The 22,798-nt window shown below is 46.9% G+C and carries 17 protein-coding genes; 5 read left to right on the top strand and 12 right to left on the bottom strand.

The features are described from left to right. Positions 1–10: 10 nt before the first annotated feature. The 6 genes from LRR81_RS07260 to LRR81_RS07235 form a co-directional block, all read right to left on the bottom strand. Positions 11–646: a FusB/FusC family EF-G-binding protein gene (locus LRR81_RS07260; protein ID WP_231788684.1), complete on the bottom strand. Its 636-nt coding sequence runs from the start codon at positions 644–646 to the stop codon at positions 11–13. Positions 647–810: 164 nt separating this feature from the next. Continuing rightward, positions 811–1,749 carry a sigma-70 family RNA polymerase sigma factor gene (locus tag LRR81_RS07255; protein ID WP_231788683.1) on the bottom strand — a complete coding sequence of 313 codons (939 nt, stop codon included), beginning with the start codon at positions 1,747–1,749 and terminating at the stop codon, positions 811–813. A gap of 157 nt (positions 1,750–1,906) precedes the next feature. Next, complete coding sequence (locus LRR81_RS07250) at positions 1,907–2,173, bottom strand: CD3324 family protein (protein ID WP_231788682.1); 267 nt, start codon at positions 2,171–2,173, stop codon at positions 1,907–1,909. 272 nt (positions 2,174–2,445) lie between these two features. Continuing rightward, positions 2,446–2,853 carry a hypothetical protein gene (locus LRR81_RS07245; RefSeq protein ID WP_231788681.1) on the bottom strand — a complete coding sequence of 136 codons (408 nt, stop codon included), beginning with the start codon at positions 2,851–2,853 and terminating at the stop codon, positions 2,446–2,448. A 22-nt stretch (positions 2,854–2,875) separates the two neighbouring features. Next, entirely contained in the window at positions 2,876–3,802 is a 927-nt protein-coding gene (locus LRR81_RS07240; RefSeq protein ID WP_231788680.1) for a CPBP family intramembrane glutamic endopeptidase, read from the bottom strand. A gap of 89 nt (positions 3,803–3,891) precedes the next feature. Next, positions 3,892–4,692, bottom strand: coding sequence for an SDR family NAD(P)-dependent oxidoreductase (locus LRR81_RS07235; protein WP_231788679.1), 801 nt, complete (start codon positions 4,690–4,692; stop codon positions 3,892–3,894). Positions 4,693–4,888: 196 nt separating this feature from the next. On the opposite strand from LRR81_RS07235, the gene LRR81_RS07230 reads away from it, so the two are divergent. Continuing rightward, positions 4,889–5,527: an exonuclease domain-containing protein gene (locus tag LRR81_RS07230; protein ID WP_231788678.1), complete on the top strand. Its 639-nt coding sequence runs from the start codon at positions 4,889–4,891 to the stop codon at positions 5,525–5,527. 37 nt (positions 5,528–5,564) lie between these two features. Beyond that, positions 5,565–6,017, top strand: coding sequence for a hypothetical protein (locus tag LRR81_RS07225; RefSeq protein WP_231788677.1), 453 nt, complete (start codon positions 5,565–5,567; stop codon positions 6,015–6,017). Between the two features lie 261 nt (positions 6,018–6,278). Here the strand turns inward: LRR81_RS07225 and LRR81_RS07220 are convergent, their stop codons facing one another. Next, the gene (locus tag LRR81_RS07220; protein ID WP_231788676.1) at positions 6,279–6,476 is read right to left on the bottom strand and encodes a YwbE family protein; all 198 of its coding nucleotides are present in this window, start codon (positions 6,474–6,476) and stop codon (positions 6,279–6,281) included. Further along, complete coding sequence (locus LRR81_RS07215; RefSeq protein ID WP_231788675.1) at positions 6,476–6,646, bottom strand: hypothetical protein; 171 nt, start codon at positions 6,644–6,646, stop codon at positions 6,476–6,478. Before LRR81_RS07215 ends, LRR81_RS07220 begins: the two co-directional genes overlap by 1 nt. Positions 6,647–6,832: 186 nt before the next feature. On the opposite strand from LRR81_RS07215, the gene LRR81_RS07210 reads away from it, so the two are divergent. Both LRR81_RS07210 and LRR81_RS07205 read left to right on the top strand, forming a co-directional pair. Further along, on the top strand, positions 6,833–9,166 hold the full coding sequence (locus tag LRR81_RS07210) for a sensor domain-containing protein (protein ID WP_231788674.1): 2,334 nt from the start codon (positions 6,833–6,835) through the stop codon (positions 9,164–9,166). A 508-nt stretch (positions 9,167–9,674) separates the two neighbouring features. Then, complete coding sequence (locus LRR81_RS07205) at positions 9,675–10,178, top strand: DoxX family membrane protein (protein ID WP_231788673.1); 504 nt, start codon at positions 9,675–9,677, stop codon at positions 10,176–10,178. A 317-nt stretch (positions 10,179–10,495) separates the two neighbouring features. On the opposite strand, the gene LRR81_RS07200 is transcribed toward LRR81_RS07205, so the two are convergent. Continuing rightward, positions 10,496–11,842: an APC family permease gene (locus LRR81_RS07200; protein WP_231788672.1), complete on the bottom strand. Its 1,347-nt coding sequence runs from the start codon at positions 11,840–11,842 to the stop codon at positions 10,496–10,498. Then, positions 11,835–12,761 (bottom strand): acetamidase/formamidase family protein, encoded by a 927-nt coding sequence (locus tag LRR81_RS07195; protein ID WP_231788671.1) that lies wholly within the window; start codon positions 12,759–12,761, stop codon positions 11,835–11,837. Before LRR81_RS07195 ends, LRR81_RS07200 begins: the two co-directional genes overlap by 8 nt. 150 nt (positions 12,762–12,911) lie before the next feature. Here LRR81_RS07195 and LRR81_RS07190 point away from each other — a divergent pair, with 150 nt between their 5' ends. Then, positions 12,912–20,942 carry a GH36-type glycosyl hydrolase domain-containing protein gene (locus LRR81_RS07190; protein WP_231788670.1) on the top strand — a complete coding sequence of 2,677 codons (8,031 nt, stop codon included), beginning with the start codon at positions 12,912–12,914 and terminating at the stop codon, positions 20,940–20,942. Between the two features lie 63 nt (positions 20,943–21,005). On the opposite strand, the gene LRR81_RS07185 is transcribed toward LRR81_RS07190, so the two are convergent. Both LRR81_RS07185 and LRR81_RS07180 read right to left on the bottom strand, forming a co-directional pair. Further along, a complete protein-coding gene (locus tag LRR81_RS07185; protein WP_231788669.1) occupies positions 21,006–21,470 on the bottom strand; it encodes a stress protein in 465 nt (154 codons plus the stop codon). 361 nt (positions 21,471–21,831) lie between these two features. Then, the gene (locus LRR81_RS07180; protein ID WP_231788668.1) at positions 21,832–22,683 is read right to left on the bottom strand and encodes an STAS domain-containing protein; all 852 of its coding nucleotides are present in this window, start codon (positions 22,681–22,683) and stop codon (positions 21,832–21,834) included. Positions 22,684–22,798 lie beyond the last annotated feature (115 nt).

Below are 22,798 nucleotides of genomic sequence, written 5' to 3'. Positions count from 1 at the left end.
GGCTTCATTCTTATTTCAGCCGTCCAACAAAGTCATTCAGCTTGTCGAGGGAGGTAATGCTGCTGTTGCATTTCAAGCTGTCCTGGCAAATGTAGTTGCCTCTTTTAATAAAAGTGTCCTGGACAGGGCCTTTTTTTTCTGTCATAAACATGCCAACATCGCTGAATCTGCTGCAAATATGGCAGAGGCCTCTTTGGCTGATGCTGCTGTATGTGCCGGAGAGTCCGATCAGCTTATTTTCATAAGGAACAATCAAAAACTTTCTCCCGGAGCCGATATCATCCCAGCCAATATAAGTGGTTTCCTTTAAATCCATGGCATCCAGCGGCGGCAGCTTCAGTTTTTTTGCTTTTGGAAAAAGCTTTTTAACCGTCATATCTGTGACATGCCAGAAGGGGATGACATATTCCTTCAAACCTGCCAAATACTCCGCTGCCTCTGTTTTATCCCTGATCGAAGAAATGGGCTCAAGAATCTGCTGCTGTTCTGCTGTTAAGTCCTCAAATACATTGACGGATTTTTCAGCTGCAAGCGAATCCAGCGCTTTTAGAACATCTATGTCATTAACAGATGCATGGCCGCCAATCAGGTTTCGCAGCTGAAGTTTAATAAAATTGTATTGATCGCTTCGTATAAATGGTTCCATGAGATTCACTCCTGAGCAAACGTAGAATTACCTTTATTATAAGAGTTATGGAGGAGGAATTGAAAGGGAGACAATGATTGGGAAGCGTACTCGCCAGAAAATGGAGGGTTTTAGAAGGATGGATGTGAAACAGAAAAGGGGGATTAAACATCATCCCCTCACGCTTATTCCCAATGTACAGGCGGTTTTACTAACTGTGCTTTTAGACCAAGCTCTTCAGCGGCAGCCAGTATAAATTCTTTTCTGAAAAAATAACTTTTATGGCTGACTATTTTTCCGTTTTCGACCTCTTGCATTTGAATATCATGAATTTCTGGACATTGTTCACCAGCAGCTAAAATAACGATTACTGGTTTGCCCCATAGAATGGTTTCATGCGCTGTATGGCCAGGCAATCCAAATTTGAGGGAACCTTTTACCATTTCTGCTTTAGAAAATTCCTGGAAACCAAAGATTGCTTCGTTTTGTGCCTGATCGCTGAATAATTGCAGCATACGATCCAAATCGCCATTGTTAAAGGCTTCTAAATAGGCTTTAATGGTTGGATTGTCTTGTTGTGCTGATCCATGCAGTGTGGATTTTGAAAAATCCACGGAAGCAATTTTTCTTCTTGCACGCTGTACAGAAGAATAGACACCGCCCGGAGTACTTTTAACAATTCCGGCTGCTTCTTCTGCTTTAAACTTAAAAATTTCTACCAGCAGAAATGCAGCTGTTTGTTTAGGCGTTAAATTAGCCTCTAAGGATGTGAGGATCTCTTCCAATAAAAGACTATCTGTAAAATCTGTCTCCGGCTCAGATACTTCCTCTAATGTTCCTATTTCCCGCTTGAGTTTTCTGCATTGATCCAGCCAGGTGTTTGTGGCAACCCTGAATAAATAATATTTTTTGTCTGTAATTTCACTCCATCGCTGGGGCAGGAGTCCAAAAGACTTGATCATCGTTTCTTGATAAAGATCTTCCCCATCCCAAGGTGAACCAGTGATATATTTGCAATAATTCCACAGATCCTTTGAGTATACTGAAACGATTTCTTCGTATTCATCTCTTAATTTCCGGGTCTCATTGACGAAGTTTTGGCTGATGCTGATCATTGATTCCATCTATTTTCCCTCCTATAAGTCATTATAGTAATAAGACGTTTCTATATAGAAGAATTATACGGGTAAGAAAAAATAAAACGCTTTAGAAGGAAGGTTAAGCCACTAGCTTATATAAGATGAAAAAAAAACGCCCTCACAAGGACGTCTCTCCTAACCGCTATACTTTCGAATAAACAATTTTCTTAATCGTTTCAATGGACAGATGATACTCTTCAGCAAGAATGCTGAGGGCTGTTCCATTTTTGTATTCCTGTTTGATCTGCGCATTCCGCTCATCCAGATATTTTCTGGCGCCTGATTCCGATCCCCACCGCTTGTGTTCCTTTTTCGCGCGGGGGATGTAGATCGTTTCTCCCTGAACATACTGCTGTATTTCAGCGATCAGGCGTTCAGGCAGGACTGCGGCCGCTTTTACCTGTTTCATGACTGCCAGCTCCTTATCATTTTTAGATATGATGAAGGGCAAAGCATGCATTGGAAACAGGGCGAGGGGGCGATAAACTAAAGCTTTATCTCCATCCCATGCAAAGTATCGCCCTTTCCAATCCAAGGCTTTGCATGAGACGCTGCAGTATCAGGCAGCAGGTGCTGATGTGCCATTCTGTACACCTCCAACTCGTAATCAAGCGTTATATTAATGATACTATCCGGCAGGGTCAGATGCCACCTAAAAAAAGTAAGGCCCGCATAGGGGCCTTACTGAGCTTCGAGCAATTCAAGAATAGTAGAAATATTGATCATTAAACTTGGTGCGCCTTCGTCAAACAGTACGGCTTCAACGCCGTTGCTTTTCAGCTCTTTCAGCTGATCTGGAAAACGGTCTGCCTTCAGTTTCAGAAGGAGACATTCTCCTGCTTCATTGCTTAAATCGTAATGCTTTCCGAAATTAGTTGCATTCGTGCTTTTCGTAAAAACAAAGTAGCAGGGTGTTTCATTATCGAGCAGGCCCACAAACGGTCTTGCTTCTTCAGAATTCTCGGTCCAGGGCGAGATGGCCCAGTATTCGCCGGATTTAACAAACTCATTCACAAATTCTTTGATTTCCGCCTGCTGTTCAGCACCGCCGTTCTCATTAATCGCAATCAGCCGTTCCTGCAAATCCATATTGTTTTCGCCCCTTTCTGTATTATCCTGCCTGAATTTCTTTCGTTTTTGCTTCAGTGTTGTTTCTTTTAAACTTTCTGACTGAAAGTATATAAAAAAGTACCATCACGCACACTTCCCATAGGAAAGAAGTGACAGGGTCGCTGTCGAGCACCCTGAACGGAGCCGGCAATACACCGCCAACGGATTTTTCATCTGCGAAAAACCAAAATAGCAGCATGTTGTTTGCCATGTGGGCGCCGATGGAAAGCTCAAGCGTTCCCATTTTCACCGAAATGAAAGTCAGCATAAACCCCATAAATAAATAGCTGAGTCCTACCCATATAGCGGAGCGTCCCATTTCCGGATTGGCGAAATGGAGCGAGCCGAAAATAATGGCCATGAGGACGGAAAGCACTGCAATGCTCCTGATTTTCTTTGCCATCCACTGAAGCAGAAATCCCCTGAAAAACAGCTCCTCAACCGTTGTCTGGATAGGTACGAGCAAGAGCACGACAACAAACAGAGTGAGAAAATGAAGAGGATCAGGTCTGTTCAGCATATAATTGTGCGGGTAAATGAGCGCGTCAATCCCCAGGGAAAGCGCTGTCAGCAGAAAATAGATGCCGAATGACCAAAAAACAGTCCGCCAGTTAATCCGCCTCCGCGGTGTAACAAGCGAAGTCAGCGTCCGCTTATGAATAAATCTGATGGAAATCCAGATGCCGGCGAGCCAGAATACATAGACCAGCATGAGATAGGTAAGATCAAGAACAGGATCGAGGCCTGCAAATGCCCCAGTTGCCAGATCAAAATAAGATTCCTGGTCCTTGTCTGACAAAACAGTCAAAATCCCTGCTGCCGCATAAAAAATGCTTCCTAAAATGGTAAACCCTATCATGACAGCCAGTGAGGAAAGATACCTCGGCCAGCTGTTTTTTCCCGGCAGATCATAGAGGTAATGGTTCAATCAAATGCCTCCCTTAAGGTAACTGCATACCTTTCTATCATAAGGCAGGGAGGCACCCGGAATCTATCCTTTTTTCCGGGAAGTTTTTCCTACCTCATCACAACGCCGCCTGAAATTTTAAGAGACTCTCCGACAATGTTCCGGGCTGCATCTGTTAACAGGAAAACAATGCTGTTCGCCACTTCTTCCGCTGTGGAGATCCGGCCGGACGGGATGCCTTCCTCCGCGATTTTTAGCTGATCTTCATAACGCCGGCCTTCTTTTTCCCCGCGCCTTTTAATGGCATTTCGCCCCATTTCAGTGTCAACATATCCTGGGCAGACAGCATTTACTCTGACGCCGTATTCAATCGCTTCAAGCGCAAATGACTGCGTAAACCCGATCATGGCAAATTTGGAGCCTGCATACGATGTTCCGCCGTGAGTTCCTCTCAGCCCTGAAAGGGAAGAAACATTTACAACTGCTCCTTGTTTATGCTCCATCATATCCTTGTAAACATCCTGCGTCAGGAGAATAGCAGACATGTAGTTGAGCTCCATCACTCTGCGAAGGTCTGCTTCTTCCAGCTGATCCAGTGTATTGCCTCCGCTGATTCCAGCTGCATTCACAAGGCCTGTAATCGGTCCAAGTTCATTCCTTGCTGACTCTGTGAGCCGGCTGCGGTCCAGAGGATCTGCAAGGTCTGCCGGGCAAGTGAAAATTTTGACGTTATCATTGGCCTTTACGCACGCCTGCCTGGCTTTTTCAAGCTTTTCACCGTTTCGGCCGGTCAGGGTGACGTTCGCCCCGGTCTCTGCACAGGCGATGGCCGTTTCCAGGCCGATGCCGCCTGTTGCTCCGGTAATCAGGATATGACTTCCAGCCAAAGCTTCTTTTGAAAAGATAGACACAAGAATTCCTCCATTTCGGTATCTTTCTGTTCTATACAAAAACTTTCCCCAGCAGGAAGACAGTCAAACGTTTCCATATAAAGGATCTCCTGCAGCTTGTTTCTTCTAACGGCAAAATTACGATCAAAATGAAGTATTTTCATCAAGAGAAATGATAGAATAGAAGATACTAATTTTAGAATAAAAGAGGGATTCTATGATCGGCGATAAACGAATTCTCACAGGCATGCTGCTGGATGTGGAAACAACAGGACTTTCACCTGCGAGAGATGAAATGATTGAAATCGGGATGCTGCTGTTCCAATATGATCAGATACAGGATGAATTTAAAGGTGTGACCGAGGAGCACTCGTATCTGAGAGACCCCTTGTCACATACAGCGCTGTCCAACTACAGCAGCGCTTACCGGATTCACGGCATACCATTTGAACAGGTAGAAGGGGAGGCTTTCGATGACGAGCTGATACAGGGTCTGCTGAAAAAAGCAGACTTTATCGTTGCCCACAATGCCTCCTTTGACAGAAGCTTTGTATCCGCTATGTATCCTGAGGCAGGCTCCCTAAGATGGCACTGTTCTGTACGGCATATCCCGTGGAAGGAATACGGCTTTATGAGCTCAAAGCTGCTCTATCTGATGCAGCGGCATGGACTTGGATCATCCCAATCCCATAGAGCGCTTGACGATATCCTGCAGCTGCACGAACTGTTGAAGGTAAAAAGCCAAAATGGAAATACCTATTTGAAGGAAGCTCTTGCGAAAAACCCGATGAAGCCCGCTGCCAAAAAAGAACCAAAGCCATCCCGGCGAGGGGTTCGCGCGGAGCGGCCGTTTTAGGTACTTAAAGACTCCTTGAATTAGGGTGAGGTTTCCGATGGAATGGGTAAAGGTTAAAGGGAATAAAGAAATTGAACATCTAATGGAAATATTTGGTAGATTTCATGATAGCTGTTTAAAGGAATTGTACATGGGGACGGAGAGTTATGTTGATGAAAACTTGTCGATGGGAATGTCCATGGAACTGGATACTAATGTGCGGATTCTTTTCCAAAGGCAAGCTAGCAGCCCGTCTGCAATTGAAATGCTTTTTGAGGGCGTCACTCAATTTCATATTGTTCCAAGTCCAATTAATTATGATTCTATCATTTATGACGCGAAACTAATTTTACATGATGGTTTATTTTATTGGGCTGATAACTATCATTGGGAACCAGAAGATCGTGCTCTTGCTGAGAATAGCTGGATTTCCTCCAAGAGTTTGAAGTGGCGGGATGCTAGTTCATGGATGGGTAAAGAAAATAGATATGGTGTTATGAATAAAGAATAAAGACTTATAAATTTATGCTATGTTAAAGAAAAATACTGATTTATACGCACCTGTTGATTGGAGTGGCAGGCGGGAGACTCCTGCGGGAGCAGCGGGACAGGTGAGACCCCGCAGGAGCGATAGCTCTGAGGAGGCTCACCGCCCGCCCCGCGGAAAGCGGACGCCTGAAACGGAAATCAACAGCCAAATTTAACAGAGCCTGAAGATTAAGCACAAAGAAAAATGCTTGGAGCATATGCTCCAAGCATTCTTTATTTCCTATTACTTTTTCAAAACTTCTTTCACTCTGCCTACCTGCCCGTCCTGAAGCCGCACCTTAATCCCGTGGGGATGTGTTGAAGAGTTTGTGAGGATATCCTTCACAATCCCATTGGTCAGCTTGCCTGACCGCTGATCTTCTTTCAGCACTATGTTTACTTCAATGCCTGGCGAGATGTCAGCGCGCTTTTTGCCGTCCATTACACGCCCATCCGCTTGCGCTGATTGTTAATCTTTTTCGTTTGCTGGCTTTGCAGCTTTTTGGCTGTTTTTACAATTCCGTGGCTGGCCTTTCCCTGCTCCTGCTTTTTGCTCGCAAGCTTCGCCTTGACCGCTTCTTCCAGTGTCATTTTCTTTTTTTGTTCTTCCATAGGTAAATCTCCTTTAATTGTTGGTTACATTGATTATAATCGATGAACGGCCAGAACACCATATGAGCCTGAGGACCTGTCATATTTCTGTAAATAGCAGTAGTAATCTGAAATTAGGTATTTTATAATAGGTTTAAATAACTATTGGTGAGGAGTTTTCTTTGCTGCGGAAAGGAACTAACGGGATTGCTTAAAGCTGACAGCCTTCATTCTTTCGTTGATATCCCTGTTTATTTTCTCTGTACAGCGCTTAGCTGTGTGACGTGCTTTCTCATTCTTCACTATGCCAAAAGCTTTGTGAGCGGGACAGCCCAAAAGCGGCTTTTCCCTTCTATTCTTGTCGGAACCCTTTTTTGGGGTACACAGCTGCTGTTTTACAAGTCTCTGCATTTATCAATAAGTTTGGATATGGCTAAAATAGGCACGCTGCTTTTATTTATCTTGATCCTATACATCTTGTTCAAGTTTTTAACGGTTAAGCGAACAAAGCTTCACCGGTTTATTTTCATCTGTATCTTTGTAACACTTTCCCTGCTTTCCGGTGATTATATTGGATTTTATCCTCTGTATGCCGGTAAGGCGGAATGGAACTTTATTCTCGTTGCCATGTGCTTTGTTATTGTATTCGGGTTCAGTTCAGCAGCCGTTCAGCTGCTCTATCAGATTATGGAGGAAACCTCTAAAAAAGCGGCTGCCGTTTGGAAGCTGCTTGGAAGCATTTTTGCAGGTGTTGCTCTTGCCGGCATTCCATACATGGTCATTTTATCTGTGGTTCCGCTCAGCACAAACGCTGTACTGGCAGATCATCTGAATGTCCTACTGCCTTATCTGCTGGATTTGATCGCTTTGGTCATCCTCGGTTTTGTGCCAACCTATTACTCTTACCGAAAGCTGGAGTTTGCGAAGGAAGAATATGAATCTCTTTTTCAGCATAACCTGGATGCTGTGATTGCGCTTGATACAAAAGGAGTGATAACAAGCGTCAATAACCCGGCATCTATTTTGTTCGGGTTTAAAAAAGAAGAAATGATCGGCAGCACGTACAAACTGATCAGCGATATGAACAAAGTGTCGCCCTATTTTAAAGACGCCCTTTCAGGCACAACGTTTTCTTTTGAAATGGATCTTCCGAGAAAAAATGGAGAGACGGTCCGCGCCCTGACATCTGTTATTCCGATTATGGCTGACAGCAAGGTAAGCGGCCTGTACTGCATTGTGAAAGATATGGCGGATCTCAGAAAGGCAGAGGACAAGATTCATCAGCTTGCCTATTTTGACGACTCCACACAGCTGCCGAATTCAAAGATGTTCAAAAAAATGGCAGCATCAGCCAGCGGGCCGTTCGCTTTAATACTAGTGTCCATCGTCAACCTGTCCAAGATTGCTGATCTATATGATGAAAATACAGCTGAGCAGGCATTTCAAATGGCTGCTGAACGGCTGAAAAAGCGTCTCCCAGAGCACTGTCTGCTCTCCCGTTTGGATACGGGAACCTTTTCTTTTATCTATTCAGGCGGGGATTGGGAAAGCATCTTAGAAGAAATGATGAAGGAATTGGAAAAGCCCATTTCGATTAAGGATATGGAAATCAACTTATCCTGCAGAGCGGGCGCTGCAGAAGATGCCGGGGCACTGGTTCCCTTGGATGAATCTCTCCGCATGGCAGGTGTTGCTCTGAAGTTTGCCAAAGCCTCTGCAGTAAACACCATTGTCCGCTACCAGGACGGGTTGAATGAAACGCTGCACCATGAACTTTATTTGGAAACAGAGCTTAGCAAAGCTTTGCATCGAGACGAGCTGACTGTTTTTTATCAGCCGAAATACCATTTGCCGAGCGGGCAATATAACAGTGCTGAAGCGCTTGTCAGGTGGAACCATCCGGAAATGGGGATGATCAGCCCGGCTGTTTTTATCCCGATTGCGGAAAAATCAGGGCAAATCAAAAAGCTGGAAGAAATTGTCCTGAACAAAGCAGCAAAGCAAATGAAGCAATGGCTGCAGGACGGTTCACCGGTTAAAAAAGTTGCCGTCAATTTTTCCCATTATCACTTTTATGACGAGTCGCTTGTGGAAACCATCTGCAGCATTTTAAGAAAGCATGAGCTGGATCCGGCTTATATGGAAATTGAAATAACGGAAAGCACGATGATTGAAAATAGAAGCGAAACCATTAAAAAACTGGATGAATTAAGAAGCCGGGGCATTAAAATCAGCCTGGACGACTTTGGGACAGGCTTCAGCTCCTTAAGCTACCTGCAGGATCTGCCGCTTGATACGCTGAAGATCGACCGTTCCTTTATCAAAAGAATCAATTCCAACGAGCAAAGCAATGCGATTATTTCAAGCATCATCACCCTTGCAGGTCACCTTAATCTTGAAGTCGTCGCAGAAGGAGTCGAAACAGAAGAACAGCTCTCTTTCTTAAAAGAGCTAAGCTGTCCATCTATTCAAGGCTACTATTACAGCCCGCCGCTGCCATCCGAGGAGCTGGAGGGGCTGTTTGAAGCCAGAGCGGTTTGAGCCGGGACCTTATTGGTTCCGGTTTTTTTATTTAGTGCAAGGGCAGACTCCGCACATAAGAGGGGGAACCTGCACATAAAAGCTGGAACCTGCATGTAAACAGGGAAACCTGCATGTGAATGAGAAAATCTGCATTTAAAAATCCAAAACCTGCAAATAAAATTCTGAAACCTGCAAATAAAATTCGCTAACCCGCATATAAACTTCCGAAACCCGCATGTATTCCGGAGGATTCTTTAGTCGAGTAAAGTGAAAAACGTCAAAACTGCTTCAAATAGGTATGATTTCACGCATTTTCTGCTAAAAGCAATCATTATGGGCTTAAAAAACAGCCAGCACGGCATTTTATTCTCTTTTTACTCCCATTTGGAAACAAATGTTAACTTTTTGTGAAACTATTCACAAACCACTTCCTTTTTTCCAAATCTGCAGTATATTAAAAGTGAAGAAAGAAAGTGAAAAATTTCACAAACTCTTTCTTCACACCAACTAAAGGAGATGGGAAGCCATGAACTGGCTGAGAGGTCCGAAAATGGCAGTGGTTTGGACGGTGCTTCGTTTGTGGGTGGGCTATCAATGGATGGCCGCTGGCTATGAAAAGCTAACAGGGGGATTTGATGCAACAGGATTTTTGAAAGGGGCTTTGGCCCAGGCAGGGGGAGAGCATCCTGCTGTACAGGGCTGGTACGCCCAGTTTCTGCAGCATGCAGCTATTCCGAATGCAGGTTTCTTTAACGCTATCATACCATGGGGTGAATTTCTTACAGGGCTGGGATTGGTGCTTGGACTCTTTACAGTACCGGCTCTTCTTGCAGGGGCTTTTATGAATCTGAACTTTATGCTCGCCGGCACAGTCAGCACCAACCCGCTGATGTATACAGAAGCCATTCTCCTTCTGTTTGCCGGAGCTGCAGCTTACCATTATGGCTTAGACAGACTGGCTGTTCCGCTGATCAACAAAAAAGCAGCAGCTGAAAAATGGTTTCATCATCGCCATATAAGGCACACCTAAACAATTGGAACAAAATCTTCCCTTAATGTGTAGGTTATAGGGAGCATATAAGAAAAGAAGGCGGCTGTTGGAATGTGATCAACAGCCGCCTTTTTATTTTTTGTGAAAGCTGGGAGCCTGCGCATCAAGCTCCCGGGGAGCCCGCGCATAAAATGCTGAAACCCGCGCATAAACAGCCTAAATCTGCGCATAAAGCACCAATGAAGGTTCTCCTGCCAGCTCAAAATCATAGCAGAAGTAAAATTAAGCCGGAAATAAAGAAGATTTCGTCTGATTTGAGGCTGCCTCACCCCAACCTGCACCGTACCCCTCAAATCCTACATCGTCTCCTCAAACGTCACATCCTTATTCCTGCCTCTCAAAAACAAGAAATAAAGAACCCCGATCACAAGCCACCCAATCCCAAGTGTAATTGATGCAGCGTCAAGGCTGTACACGACATACCCGATTACGAGAAATCCAACTGCAGGCAGAACAAGGTGCGCGAAATAGCGGGTGGATTTTTTTCGAATAATAAAGTGATAGATCACTGATACGTGCAATAGCAAAAACGCCGATAGCGCCCCAAAGTTGACGAGTGAGGTTAACGCAGAGGTTTTCCCCATGAACGCCAGGCCGATGATAATGGAAATCACGCCGACCAGGATGGTGCTGAAATAAGGGGTTTGAAATTTAGGATGCACTTTGGCGAGCACCTTCGGAAGATTGCGGTCCCGGCCCATGCTGTAGAGAATTCTTGAGATCGCTGCCTGAGCGGCAAGGGCGTTTGCGAGCCCCCATGAGATCGCCGTTGCAATGATGCAGAGATTTTTCAGCCAGACGCCGCCTGCGAGTTCTGCCACTTCGTAAAAGGCTGTGTCAAGGCTCTTGAATTTGCTGTAGTCCGGCATGATCAGGGAGGCGATCCACGTTTGGACGATAAAGAGAACGCCGACGAGCAAGAGGGACCAGACGGCAGCCTTTCCGACTGTGTCTTTGCCGCCTTTAGTTTCTTCAGCGAGCGTGCTGATTCCGTCAAACCCAAGGAAACTGAGAACAGCAAGGGAAACGGCGCCCATGACGAGCGAGAAGCTGAAGTGGCTTTCATCATACAGCGGCTTTGCGGAAAATCCAGAGCCGATGCCTTTGTTGATCGCCACAATGCCGATGATGATAAAAAGAAAGAGCACAATGAGTTCAAAGGCCAGAATAATCATGTTGGCTTTTGCGGTAAATTCAACGCCGAGTACGTTGATAACTGAGTTAATCACAATAAAAAGAACAAGCCAGATCCACGCCGGAACAGCGGGAAGCAGCGAACCGAGTGCATTGGCGGAAACGATGTAAAGCAGGGAGGGCACTAATATGTAGTCCAGCAGAACAGCCCATCCGGCAAAAAAGCCGACGACAGGGTGAATGCCCCTCTGCGCATAAGAATAAACAGAGCCGGCAATCGGAAAGGCTTTAGACATCTGGGCGTAGCTTAAAGCGGTGAAGATCATTCCCGCCATTCCGATTAAGTAGGCGAGCGCCACCATTCCTTTTGAGCCGTCTGCGACATAGCCGTATATGCCGAACGGGGCAATCGGCACCATGAAAATCATGCCGTAAACGATAAGGTCCCTTAATGTAAGGGACCTCTTCAGCTCTTGCTTATAGCCAAATTCTGAAACACTTTTAGACATGTTCCTTTGCTCCTCTCAAAAGGGAGTCAAGGCTGAATTGATTTTCCACATACCGAAGCGGCAGCTCCACACGGGCCGTTTTATTCGGATCCACAACTTGGCAGATTTTCAGATTGCCTGCAAGCGAGAGAAGGAAAATCGCTTCATCTCTGTCCATGCCAGTTTCTGTATCGAGAAAGTCTACCATGTTAATGACAGCCTGATTGGATGCTTCATCCAAGGTTTCCTTTGAGGAAAGTGTCATGATGTGCGTGTCATTGACAATCATCGGCAGCGGCCATTTTTTTCCTTTAATAAGATCAATTCTGACGAGCACTTCTCCTGCTACTTCAACACCGCAGACAGCAGCTTCTCCATCAGCCATTGCAGCATGAAGATCTCCGAGCGCTAAAAGTGCTCCGGGAACATTGACTGGCAGCAGCAGAACGGCGCCCTCTGTGATTTCCTTGCAGTCCATGTTGCCGCCGTGATCATCAGGTGTGCCGCAGGATACAGCGCCTTCAGCAGGAGCCGTTCCGATCACACCGATCATTTTATTGACCGGAATCTGCAGCGTGCTGCTCAGCATCGCATGCTCATTTTCAATAGGAATCATTTTGATGGTATTTTGTTTCAATTCGCCGCCAAGCACCCCTAAATCTGGTCCTGTCATCATGACGCCCTTGTCTTTAATGGCGATTTTATCAATTCTGACAGCCAGAATATCCCCGGATTCAGCGCCTTCTATATACACCGGACCTGTTGCTGGATTGATTTTATCCCAGTCCAGCGCGTCAAAGGGTGTGTCTTCAGAGGTAATCTGGTCTTCAAAACAGTCGCACGTCTCAAATAAAACGGCAGTTCCCGGCTTTACTTTCAGTACAGGTTCATTGCTTGCACTCATGGCATAAATCAGATGCTGCTTTGATACTTTCTCCATTTCTTCCACCCCTTTAATCTAGTACTTTATAGAATAAGATATTTTTCTGTAAATTCCAACTAATTAGAATTCACACGAATTAGGTGGGTATTTGGTATATTTCAGCGCTTCTTGGGGGATATTTTTCTTATTATTGTTTAGGAGGCTGCTATGATTGCCAACAGCGAGCAATTGCGAGAGAGAGCACAGGAATTTGCCCTGACCCATGAATTAAACCCGGAAAAGCGGCCATCTTCTGGATTCTGGTCAGACTTTAATCAGGATATGAAAAACTTGCATTCATTTGCAGTAAAGCTCAGCAGCAGCAGGGCTGATTGCCATCAGCCTGCGGAAAGCTGGCTTTTGGATCATATTAATTTTATGGAAACACAGGCACAGGCTGCCGTTCGGAAGCTTCCGCAAAAATCGATCGCCAAGCTGCCTGCAGTAAGAGGCGGACTGCCCCGAATCTATGGACTTTGCAGGGATTATCTGCAAGCCTCTGACGGCGCCTATGATACTCATTCTTTTGAACATTATGTCAAGGCCTATCAGGAAGTTTCAGTTTTAAAAGTAAATGAATGCTGGGCGCTGCCTGTTGTAATGGGAATTGCCATTACGAGAATACTGGCTGAAAAAATGAAAACGGTTGAGCATCATTATGAAGTGTGCAGCCGCATCAGCTTTTTGCTCCGGCAGATCAAGAGCTTAAATGAGGAAGAGGTCAAAGCCCTGCTTGAAAAAGAAGCGGCGAAAAAGCCTTTTGGTCCGGTCGAAACCGTCCATCTCGTTTTGCATCTGCGGGAGCGGGAACCGGATATCCGTGTGGTTCATGACTGGCTGAGTTCGCACGTTGATAATGGGGAAGAAAGCCTGGAACAGATGATTTCAATGGAGCATCAGCTGCAGGCAGAGCTTCAGGTCACGTCAGGCAATCTTGTAAAAAGCCTTCATGATCTTGAACGGATGCCCTGGAGGCATACGTTTATTAGGATTTGCCATGTGGAGCAGATTCTTCTTGGGGATGAAAAGGGCGATTATAAAAAATTGGATGATGAAAGCAGGGACAGGCTCAGAGACCATGCTGCAGTGATCGCAGGAAGGCTCGGCCTTCCTGAAACCGTGACAGCAAGAACAGCTGTCAGACTCGCACAGGAAGCAAGGGCTTTAGAAGAGTTCAGCCGGAAAGGCTGTGCTGCCTATTACCTGATCGAACCTGATGGCATTAAGCTTCTCCGTGACGAGCTTGCGAAAACAGCAAGGCCGCGCCGATTGCCGCGTAATGCGGTGAAGCGGCGCCCGATGACAGCCTATTTGGCCGGCACTGCTGTTTTATTTGCTGTTTTGCTGATTCTGGCCTCACTTTGGGTCGGAAGGGGAGAAACGCTTGGTCCTCTTTCATGGGCAGCGGTTCTTGTTTTTCTGGCTCTCCCTGTAAGCGAATGGGTCAAAACCTTTATGCATGAGGCCATAGTCAGAAGCAGCCGGACATCAGGGCTCTTGCGCTATGATTTTTCAAAACAGGTGTCAGAGGATGCCGCGGTGATGGTTGTGATGCCGATTATTTGGTCTGGCATAGAGGAAGTGGATGATGTCTGTGACAGGCTGCTTGTGCACTATATGGCAAACAGGCAGAAAAATATTTATTTTGGAATACTCGCTGACTTTACAGATGCAAAGGAAGGAAGCGTGCCAAATGATGAGCGGATTCTGGCTCATGCTGCCAAGCGGATACAAGCGCTCTCTGACAAGTATGGAAAAGATAAGTTTTTTCTTTTTCACCGGTCGCGCCTATTGAATAAAAGAGACGGTGTGTATATGGGGTGGGAGAGAAAGCGCGGAAAACTCGTAGAATTTGCCGAGCTCCTTGGCGGAAGCGAAAAAACGAGCTTTACAGCCATTACCGGCAGCCTGGAGATTCTTCCAAAAATTAAGTATGTGTTTACGGCTGACCATGACACACTGCTTCCCATCGGTTCTGTCGCAAGGCTTGCCGGAACCATGCACTTTCCGTTTAACAGGCCAAAGCTGAATAAAGAGGGCACAAGGGTAACAGAGGGCTACGGCGTTCTTCAGCCCCGCATCGGTGTCAGCTATGATTCTGTGAAGTCCTCCCGCTTTGCAGAGCTTTGGGCGGGCGAGCCTGGCATTGATCCGTATGCTTTTGCCGTTTCAGATGCTTACCAGGATTTGTTCGGAAAAGGGATTTTCGCCGGCAAGGGGATTTTTGATGTGGAGGCGTTCCGCAAAACACTCGCAGACCGCATACCGGATCACCATGTGCTTAGCCACGATTTATTGGAAGGCGGGTTTTTAAGAGCGGGGCTCGTTTCTGATGTGGAGGTAGTGGAATCTCACCCTGCGTCTTATTACAGCTACCAAAAGCGGGCACATCGCTGGATCCGCGGTGACTGGCAGCTGCTGAAGTGGCTTGGCAGAGCTTGTCCTGACCGGAAAGGCTACAGCCGGAAGATTGATTTGTGCGGCCAGACGAGGCTGCAGATTATGGATAACCTGCGCAGAAGCCTGCTTGCACCAGGATTGTTTGCTGCTGCCTTCTTTGGGCTGTTTTGGCTTCCGGGCCATGCGCTTGTATGGGAAACCATTGTACTTTTAACGGTCTTTTTGCCGTTTTTCCGAAACCTCTTTTCTTCCATGTTTGATAAAGGCGGTACAAAAGGAGTCGCGGCAAGCTTTTGGCAAAGTGCACTTCAGCTTTCTGTGCTTCCATTTTCAGCGGTGCTGTCACTGGATGCGGCAGGAAGAACGCTCTATCGCCTCTATTATTCCAAGCGCAATCTGCTGGAATGGATGACAGCTGCTCAAACAGACCGAAAAGCGAAAAAAGGGCCTGTGTTTTTATTTGAACCTGCCGCCTATGCGGTGATCGTCCTTTTTATCGGTATCGCCTTTCTGGCAGACGGAGCAGCAGGAATCCTGGCAGGAACAGCTGCCGTTCTGCTTTGGCTGATTGCCGCGCGTCCTCTGATAATAATGCTGAACAAACCGCAGAAAGCAGACAGCCTGAAATGGGCAACAGAAAGAAGCGGGGAATTAAACCAGCTGGCAGGGGAAATCTGGTCTTTTTATGAAGACTATGTCACGGAAAAGGATTCGTGGCTGCCGCCTGATAATGTGCAGTATGCGGAAAATGAAAAAATTGCGCACAGAACATCACCGACTAACATCGGTTTATATCTTGCCAGTACAGCTGCTGCAAGGGATCTGGGCTTTATTGACGGAGAGATGATGCTTGACAGGCTGGAAAGGACCATCAGTACGGCAGAAAAACTTGAAAAGTGGCATGGCCACCTTTTGAACTGGTATGATACCGAATCGGGCGAGCCGCTGCTTCCGAAATATGTTTCAACGGTTGATTCAGGCAACTATGTTTCTTATTTAATGGCTGTCAGACAGGGCCTTGAACAGGAAGAGGAGCATTCGGAAAGAGCTCTTCTTCTCGCGGATAGAATCAGCAGGCTGATCGAGCAGACAGATTTTCAGGCGCTTTACAATCCTGACGAAAGGCTTTTTTGCCTTGGCTATCATTTGGAAGCCAATCAAAAGGACAGCATTCTGTATGATTTGCTGGCATCTGAGGCAAGGCAGGCAAGCTTTGCCGGAATTGCTCTCGGGCAGATCCCTGTGTCGCACTGGTTTACGCTTGGAAGGACGATGACGGTGGCTGCCGGCCGGAAAACCCTTCTTTCCTGGTCAGGCACGATGTTTGAGTATTTTATGCCGCGGCTTATTATGCGCACCTATGAAGACACCATCTGGAGTTCAACGTATAAAGGGGCGATCAGCCGCCAGATACAGTTTGCCCTTAAAAACAAGCTGCCGTTCGGGGTGTCTGAAAGCGGATTTTACGCGTTTGATTATCAGATGAATTACCAGTATCAGGCCTTTGGCGTCCCTGGTCTTGGACTTGAAAGAGGGCTTGAAAAAAACCTTGTTTCTGCTCCGTACGCCGCCATCCTGGCACTGCCTGAAACAGGCGAAAAAGGGTGGGACGCGCTGAGGGATTATGAGAAATACGGAGGCAAAGGACAGTACGGATATTACGAAGCTGTTGATTTTACCCCTGTACGCCTTCCGAAAAATGCTTCCCATCAAACAGTGGAAAGCTATATGGCGCACCACCAGGGGATGAGTCTGCTAACCATTGCCAATCTGCTGCTTGATGATCTTTTTGTGAAGAGATTTCATGCCGATCCTGGGGTGAAGGCTGCAGAATTGCTGCTGCAGGAACGCATACCGGAAAAAGCGGCGCTGATTGAAGAGCCGATCGGACTTGCTGCGAATCCGCCGGACTTTGGGGCAGAGCTTGAACAGGAGCAAAGAAGCTTTACCGAACGTCCCTCACAGCCTGAAGTTAACGTTTTATCCAACGGCCGGCTTTCAAGCATTTCGACAGCTGACGGCAGCGGGATGCTGAAATGGCAGGACACGATGCTGACAAGATGGCGAGAGGATCCTGTATCAGATGCTTCAGGACCTGTCTTGTATTTGTATGATAGAAGCACTGAAGAAGCCTATAGCACTGGAAGGTTTCCGTGCGGGGAACCGGAAGAGGCCAAAACCGTTTTCCGGTTTGACCGGACAGCTTTTGAAGGTAAGCAGAACGGCATTTCATTCAAGCTTGAAACAGCTGTTTCGCCTGAAGAGGATGCTGAAGTCAGAAGGCTAAAGCTTGTGAATCACACAAGCGGAGAACGCACGCTTGAAATCACTACATTTTTTGAGCTTTCTCTCGCCAAGCAGGCAGAAGACACATCTCATCCTGCCTTCAGCAAGCTTTTTGTTGATACAAGCCATGCCGAACAGGAACACTGCCTGCTCGCAAAAAGAAGGCCGCGTGAAGAAGGAGAAGAGGAAAAATGGGCGGTGCACACGGTTTTTACCGACGGCGCTGCTTCAGCGGAATACGAGTTTGAAACGGACAGAGCAAAGTTTATCAGCCGCGGCTATTCGCTCAAAGAGCCAAAAGCGATCAGCTCCCGCCTTGAAGGGACAACTGGCTCTGTGACAGATCCCGCTTTCATTATGAGAAGAAGCCTCCACCTTGCACCAGGAGAAACGGCACATGTTTATGCTGTCACAGGTGCAGCGGGAAGCAGGGAAGAAGCCCTCGGCATGTTGAAAAAACTGAAAGAGCCGAAGCAGGCAGACCGTGTCTTTAACATGGCATGGCTCAGGTCCAGAATGGATCTCAGGCAGCGGAATCTTTCTTTTCAAGAAGCAGCTGAAGCCCATATTCTTGCTGGACGGCTTCTGTACAGGCCGCCGCTGAAAAGAGAACAGCGCCTGGCAGTCCAGCAGAACACTGTTGGGCAAAAAAGCCTTTGGCCATACGGAGTAAGCGGTGATGTGCCTTTTGCCCTGGTGACCATCAGGTCGCTTGCTGATCTGCCGTTTGTGCTCTTGCTTTCCCGCCAGCATCAATATATCAGCATGCTTGGGGTTGAAGCAGATCTTGTTGTGCTGGACCAGACAGCAGGCGGCTATCAGGACCTTCTGAAGAACCGCCTCCGCGATGATCTTGCATCACAGGGCATCGGAGAAATGAAGCGAATTGTTGTCTTAAAGGCCGCCCAGATGAAAGAGGAGGAAAGAACGCTGCTCACAGCCGCTTCCCATGTTCTTCTTCATGCCGGCGGGCCGGCGCTGTCCACACAGCTTTCTGCGGGCGGGTTCCAGCCTGCAAGAAGCGAAAGAAAGCAGGCCCTGCCTCAAGGGACGGCTGAACAAAAGACTGCAAAATTCAGCTTTAACGGCGAATTCTTCAACGGATGGGGCGGTTTTGCTGAAAACGGCAAAGCCTATGAAATCCATGTTCAAAACGGCGCCTACCTGCCTCGGCCATGGTCGAATGTGATGGCCAATCCTGAATTCGGAACCCTTTTCACAGAGCTTGGCACAGGGTACACGTGGTGGAACAATTCCCGGGAATTCAAGCTGACGCCTTGGGGCAATGATCCTGTGCTTGATAAGCCAGGCGAGTGCCTGTATTTAACAGATGATGCCGGTAAAACGTGGTCGGCAGCACCGAAACCTGCCGGCAGCGGGCTGCGCTATAAAGTGACCCATGGGTTTGGCAGCAGCACTGTGGAACAGCTGGACGGCGATCTTGTCCATACGATGAAAACCACGGTCCCGCAGGATGATCCTTTGAAATTGATCAAGCTCACGCTGCAAAACACGAGCGGCGAAAAGCGGGACATTGCCGTTACCTATTATGCCGAATGGGTGCTTGGCGTGTTAAGAGAGCAGCAGGCTTCTTTTATCAAAACAGAATGGGACCACGCTTATCAGACGCTGCTTGCCCGAAACAGCTACCAGGACACCTTCAGGGACGGAATCGCCTTTTTGCATATGGTGCTTCCTGAACAGGGCGGCAGTGTGTCCTATACAGGAGACAGGGCTGAATTTCTTGGGGCAGGCGGGACAATTGAGCACCCTGCAGCTCTTGAAAACGGGATGCTTACGAACCGTTCAGGCATTTTTGCAAATTCCTGCGGTGCGCTTCAGGCGCGCATCACCCTTGAGCCGAACAGCGAAACAGAGGTCACCGTCCTTTTCGGCTGCACAGATTCGCTGGACCGCATCCATGAGCTGGTCAGAAAATATAGCAGGGAGCAGGCTTATGAAAAGGCATCAGCAGAAACAGCTTCTTACTGGAACCATCTTCTCGGAAGCGTGCAGGTAAAGACGCCAGACCGGAAAATGGATATTCTGTTAAACGGCTGGCTCCTGTATCAGTCGCTCGTGAGCCGGATGTGGGCGAGAACGGCATTTTATCAGGCTGGCGGAGCTTTCGGGTTCCGCGATCAGCTGCAGGATGCGCTTGCTTTTCTTCACGCAAAGCCTTCTATTACGAGAAAACAGATTCTCATTCATGCCGCCCATCAATATGCAGAGGGTGATGTGCAGCACTGGTGGCATGAAGAAACAGACAAGGGAATCAGAACGAAATTCTCGGACGATCTCTTGTGGCTGCCGTATACCGTTTCAAGATATGTGGAACAGACAGCAGATCTCAGTATTTTAGAGGAAACCGTCTCCTTTTTAACAAGTCCAGTGCTGAAGGAAGAAGAGCTTGAACGGTATGAGGATACGGTCGTTTCATCAGAAGCAGGAACAGTGCTTGAGCACTGTTTGAGAGCGATACGGCATTCGCTGAAATTCGGAGAGCACGGCATTCCGCTCATGGGAATTGGCGACTGGAATGACGGCATGAGCCGTGTTGGGGCAAAAGGCAGAGGAGAAAGTGTCTGGCTTGGCTGGTTCCTCGTTGATATTCTGAAGCGGTTTGAAAAAATGGAGAACCTCTTGGAGAAAGAAGAAGCGGAGAAATTCCGCAAAGCAGCAGCAAGGCTGCAGGAAAATCTGAATGCGAATGCCTGGGACGGCGCCTGGTTCAGAAGAGCCTTTACCGATGCAGGCACATGGCTTGGCACGATCAAGAACAAAGAATGCCGCATCGATGCAATTGCCCAGTCATGGGCCGTGCTGTCAAAAGGAACCACAGAGGAGCGGATGATGCGTGTGATGCGCTCCTTTGACACAGAGCTTGTTGACAGAGAGTGGAGCCTTGCGAAGCTTTTAACAAAAGCCTTTAACGAAACAAAGCCAAGCCCGGGATACATTCAGGGCTATCCGCCAGGCATCAGGGAAAACGGCGGCCAGTACACACACGGCGTTATCTGGGGAATCGCCGCATGGGCTGAGCTTGGCAGAAGGGATAAAGCATTCGAACTGTTTTCGATGCTGAACCCAATCAGCCATACCGATACGAAAAGAGAAGTGCAGATATACGGCAATGAACCGTACGTTATGAGCGCTGATGTTTATACAGCAAGCCCTCATAAAGGGAGGGCAGGCTGGTCCTGGTATACGGGAGCAGCAAGCTGGATGTATCAGGCAGGGCTCGAATATGTGCTCGGCGTGAAGCGCAGAGGAGATGAGCTGCACATCGCTCCTTGTGTACCAGAGGACTGGGAAAGCTTTCAAATAGAGTACCAATATGGTGCAGCGCGCTACCATATTGAGGTACAGTGCAGCGGAAGTCTCGGAGATTCTCCGGAATGGCTTGTCGATGGGGTAAACAAAGGACGCAGTCCATATTTGAAGCTCGAAGACGATGGGAAAATTCATGAAGTGCGTGTGAGTGCACCGATGGAACAGGATAAAGCGATCTAATGCAAAAACCCGGCAGCGTTTGCCGGGTTTTTGTTTATTATAGGTACAGCACATTATCTGAGACTATGGGCGATGGAAGTTTACAGTGCCGCCATCACGGTCAAACCATCCTCTGAAGGCCCAGTTGATGTATCCGCCGTCTCCGTTATTAACGAACTTTCCATCTTCGAAAACCCAAATTCCGTATGTGACACCATCATATTCTGCTGTATCAAAATATTGCACACCATTAAGCCCTGTGTCATCATAATCCTGGCTTGTATTCATGACCATGACATTCATTTTTTCATCTGCGGCATAGAAAGCTTTCTCCCTGGCGGCTTTAACAAATCCGTCTCTGTTCTGTGCTGATTTTACAGCATCAGCAATAGCATTTCCGATGGCTACAGGATCAATACTTACCGGTACTTCGGGCGCTTGAGCCTCAGCTTTTGGAGCTGCAAATCCAGTTGAAGGGGCACCGAAAGAACCAGCGGCTAGAAGGACGGCAATTCCAGAAGATGCAAGAATCTTTTTAGTTGTCATCATGTTTTTTAGCCTCCTTTTTTTGTGTTACGGTTACTAGGTTCCCGGTATGGACGGTATGAAACGGCATTTATGTATATATCTATAAAACCATCAATATGTTTCATTTTATGGTATTTTTTGTAAATAAAAGCAGATATTTATCGTGGAAGCTTTGCAGGAAAAGAAGGATATAGATGGAAAAAGCGGCAGCAGCCAAACAAAAGAGCAGCCTTTAGGGTGAAAGGGCTGTAACGAAAAAGGACATCCAGCCTAGAGTGCCGGATGTCCTTTTTAAAAAGATCAGGTTTTATAAGGTATCTGAAGCCTATTTATCGAGACCCAGATGCAAGCTTGAGTCTGGAATGGCTTCTGACTTTCTTAGTTACTGAAATTCTTGAATAGCCAGCCTTTGAACTAACTTTTTCAGCGAACTTTCCGTGCGGATGTCTGAAAAGTCAATCCCGAGCTGGATGGAGGTTTGCGCTACTTCCGGGCGGATGCCGCAAAGAATGCATTCCACTCCGACAAGCTTCAGTGTTTCAATCAGCTGAAAAATTTGCTGGGCGACCATCGTATCCACAATAAAGACGCCGGAAAAGTCCAGAATGAGCGTTGAGATCTGGTTATGCAGGCTCTGCTGCACCGTAGATTCCAAAATGCTTACAGCCCGTGCTGTATCAATGTCTCCGATGAGAGGAAGCAGGCCGATTCGGTTTGTCAGAGTGATAACAGGTGCACTTAATTCCCTGATAAGCATGGACTGGGCATGAAGCCTGTTCATCAGCACTTCCATGAAAGCTTCAATAAATGATTCCAGCACATAATCCAGGGCAGGATTCAGCTTTTTTTCCCAGTAGAATACATCGGATGCCTTAATATCCAGAGTCGTTTCATTTGTAAATTGTTCAATAAAGTTCCAGTAAACCCTCCGAAACATGCTCATGTTCCAGGCTACTTCATTGAGGGTTGTATTTGATTCAGCTCTGTCTGTGCCAGTTTGTGCGGTCCACTCCCTGATTCTTTCTTTCATGTCATCCTCAGTACGGACCAGTGCTGCGGCGACAAGCTCTACATATTTTGTGTTCTGTGTTTTTATTTTTTGCTGAATGTGGGACGGGGCATCAGCAGAATAATCGGATCCTTTTCTAACTTTCTGATAGGAAAACCAATCTTCTGTAAACCGTTCGCTGTTTTCCACAAGATAATCGCAGAGGGCTTTTGCTTTTGTTTCCATGTTTTTCTCCTCAAGTTTTCATTCGCAGCAGCAGAAAGGCTTCCGGCTATGTATGTGTATTGCCGTGCGTTTTTATCATACTGTTGTATTATACCTTTTTTGAAAATTGAATAGA

Origin of the sequence: Metabacillus kandeliae, assembly GCF_021166585.1 — a bacterium.
Lineage (GTDB): Bacteria > Bacillota > Bacilli > Bacillales > Bacillaceae > Metabacillus_B > Metabacillus_B kandeliae.
This window is presented reverse-complemented; position numbering and strand designations above follow the sequence as displayed.

What these genes read in the sequence shown, in the direction of transcription:
- LRR81_RS07215 (WP_231788675.1), bottom strand. Translation starts at nt 6,646, where the DNA reads ATGGAAGAACAAAAAAAGAAAATGACACTGGAAGAAGCGGTCAAGGCG.
- LRR81_RS07205 (WP_231788673.1), top strand. Translation starts at nt 9,675, where the DNA reads ATGAACTGGCTGAGAGGTCCGAAAATGGCAGTGGTTTGGACGGTGCTT.
- LRR81_RS07180 (WP_231788668.1), bottom strand. Translation starts at nt 22,683, where the DNA reads ATGGAAACAAAAGCAAAAGCCCTCTGCGATTATCTTGTGGAAAACAGC.
- LRR81_RS07225 (WP_231788677.1), top strand. Translation starts at nt 5,565, where the DNA reads ATGGAATGGGTAAAGGTTAAAGGGAATAAAGAAATTGAACATCTAATG.
- LRR81_RS07200 (WP_231788672.1), bottom strand. Translation starts at nt 11,842, where the DNA reads ATGTCTAAAAGTGTTTCAGAATTTGGCTATAAGCAAGAGCTGAAGAGG.
- LRR81_RS07220 (WP_231788676.1), bottom strand. Translation starts at nt 6,476, where the DNA reads ATGGACGGCAAAAAGCGCGCTGACATCTCGCCAGGCATTGAAGTAAAC.
- LRR81_RS07195 (WP_231788671.1), bottom strand. Translation starts at nt 12,761, where the DNA reads ATGGAGAAAGTATCAAAGCAGCATCTGATTTATGCCATGAGTGCAAGC.
- LRR81_RS07260 (WP_231788684.1), bottom strand. Translation starts at nt 646, where the DNA reads ATGGAACCATTTATACGAAGCGATCAATACAATTTTATTAAACTTCAG.
- LRR81_RS07185 (WP_231788669.1), bottom strand. Translation starts at nt 21,470, where the DNA reads ATGATGACAACTAAAAAGATTCTTGCATCTTCTGGAATTGCCGTCCTT.
- LRR81_RS07255 (WP_231788683.1), bottom strand. Translation starts at nt 1,749, where the DNA reads ATGGAATCAATGATCAGCATCAGCCAAAACTTCGTCAATGAGACCCGG.
- LRR81_RS07230 (WP_231788678.1), top strand. Translation starts at nt 4,889, where the DNA reads ATGATCGGCGATAAACGAATTCTCACAGGCATGCTGCTGGATGTGGAA.
- LRR81_RS07190 (WP_231788670.1), top strand. Translation starts at nt 12,912, where the DNA reads ATGATTGCCAACAGCGAGCAATTGCGAGAGAGAGCACAGGAATTTGCC.
- LRR81_RS07250 (WP_231788682.1), bottom strand. Translation starts at nt 2,173, where the DNA reads ATGAAACAGGTAAAAGCGGCCGCAGTCCTGCCTGAACGCCTGATCGCT.
- LRR81_RS07245 (WP_231788681.1), bottom strand. Translation starts at nt 2,853, where the DNA reads ATGGATTTGCAGGAACGGCTGATTGCGATTAATGAGAACGGCGGTGCT.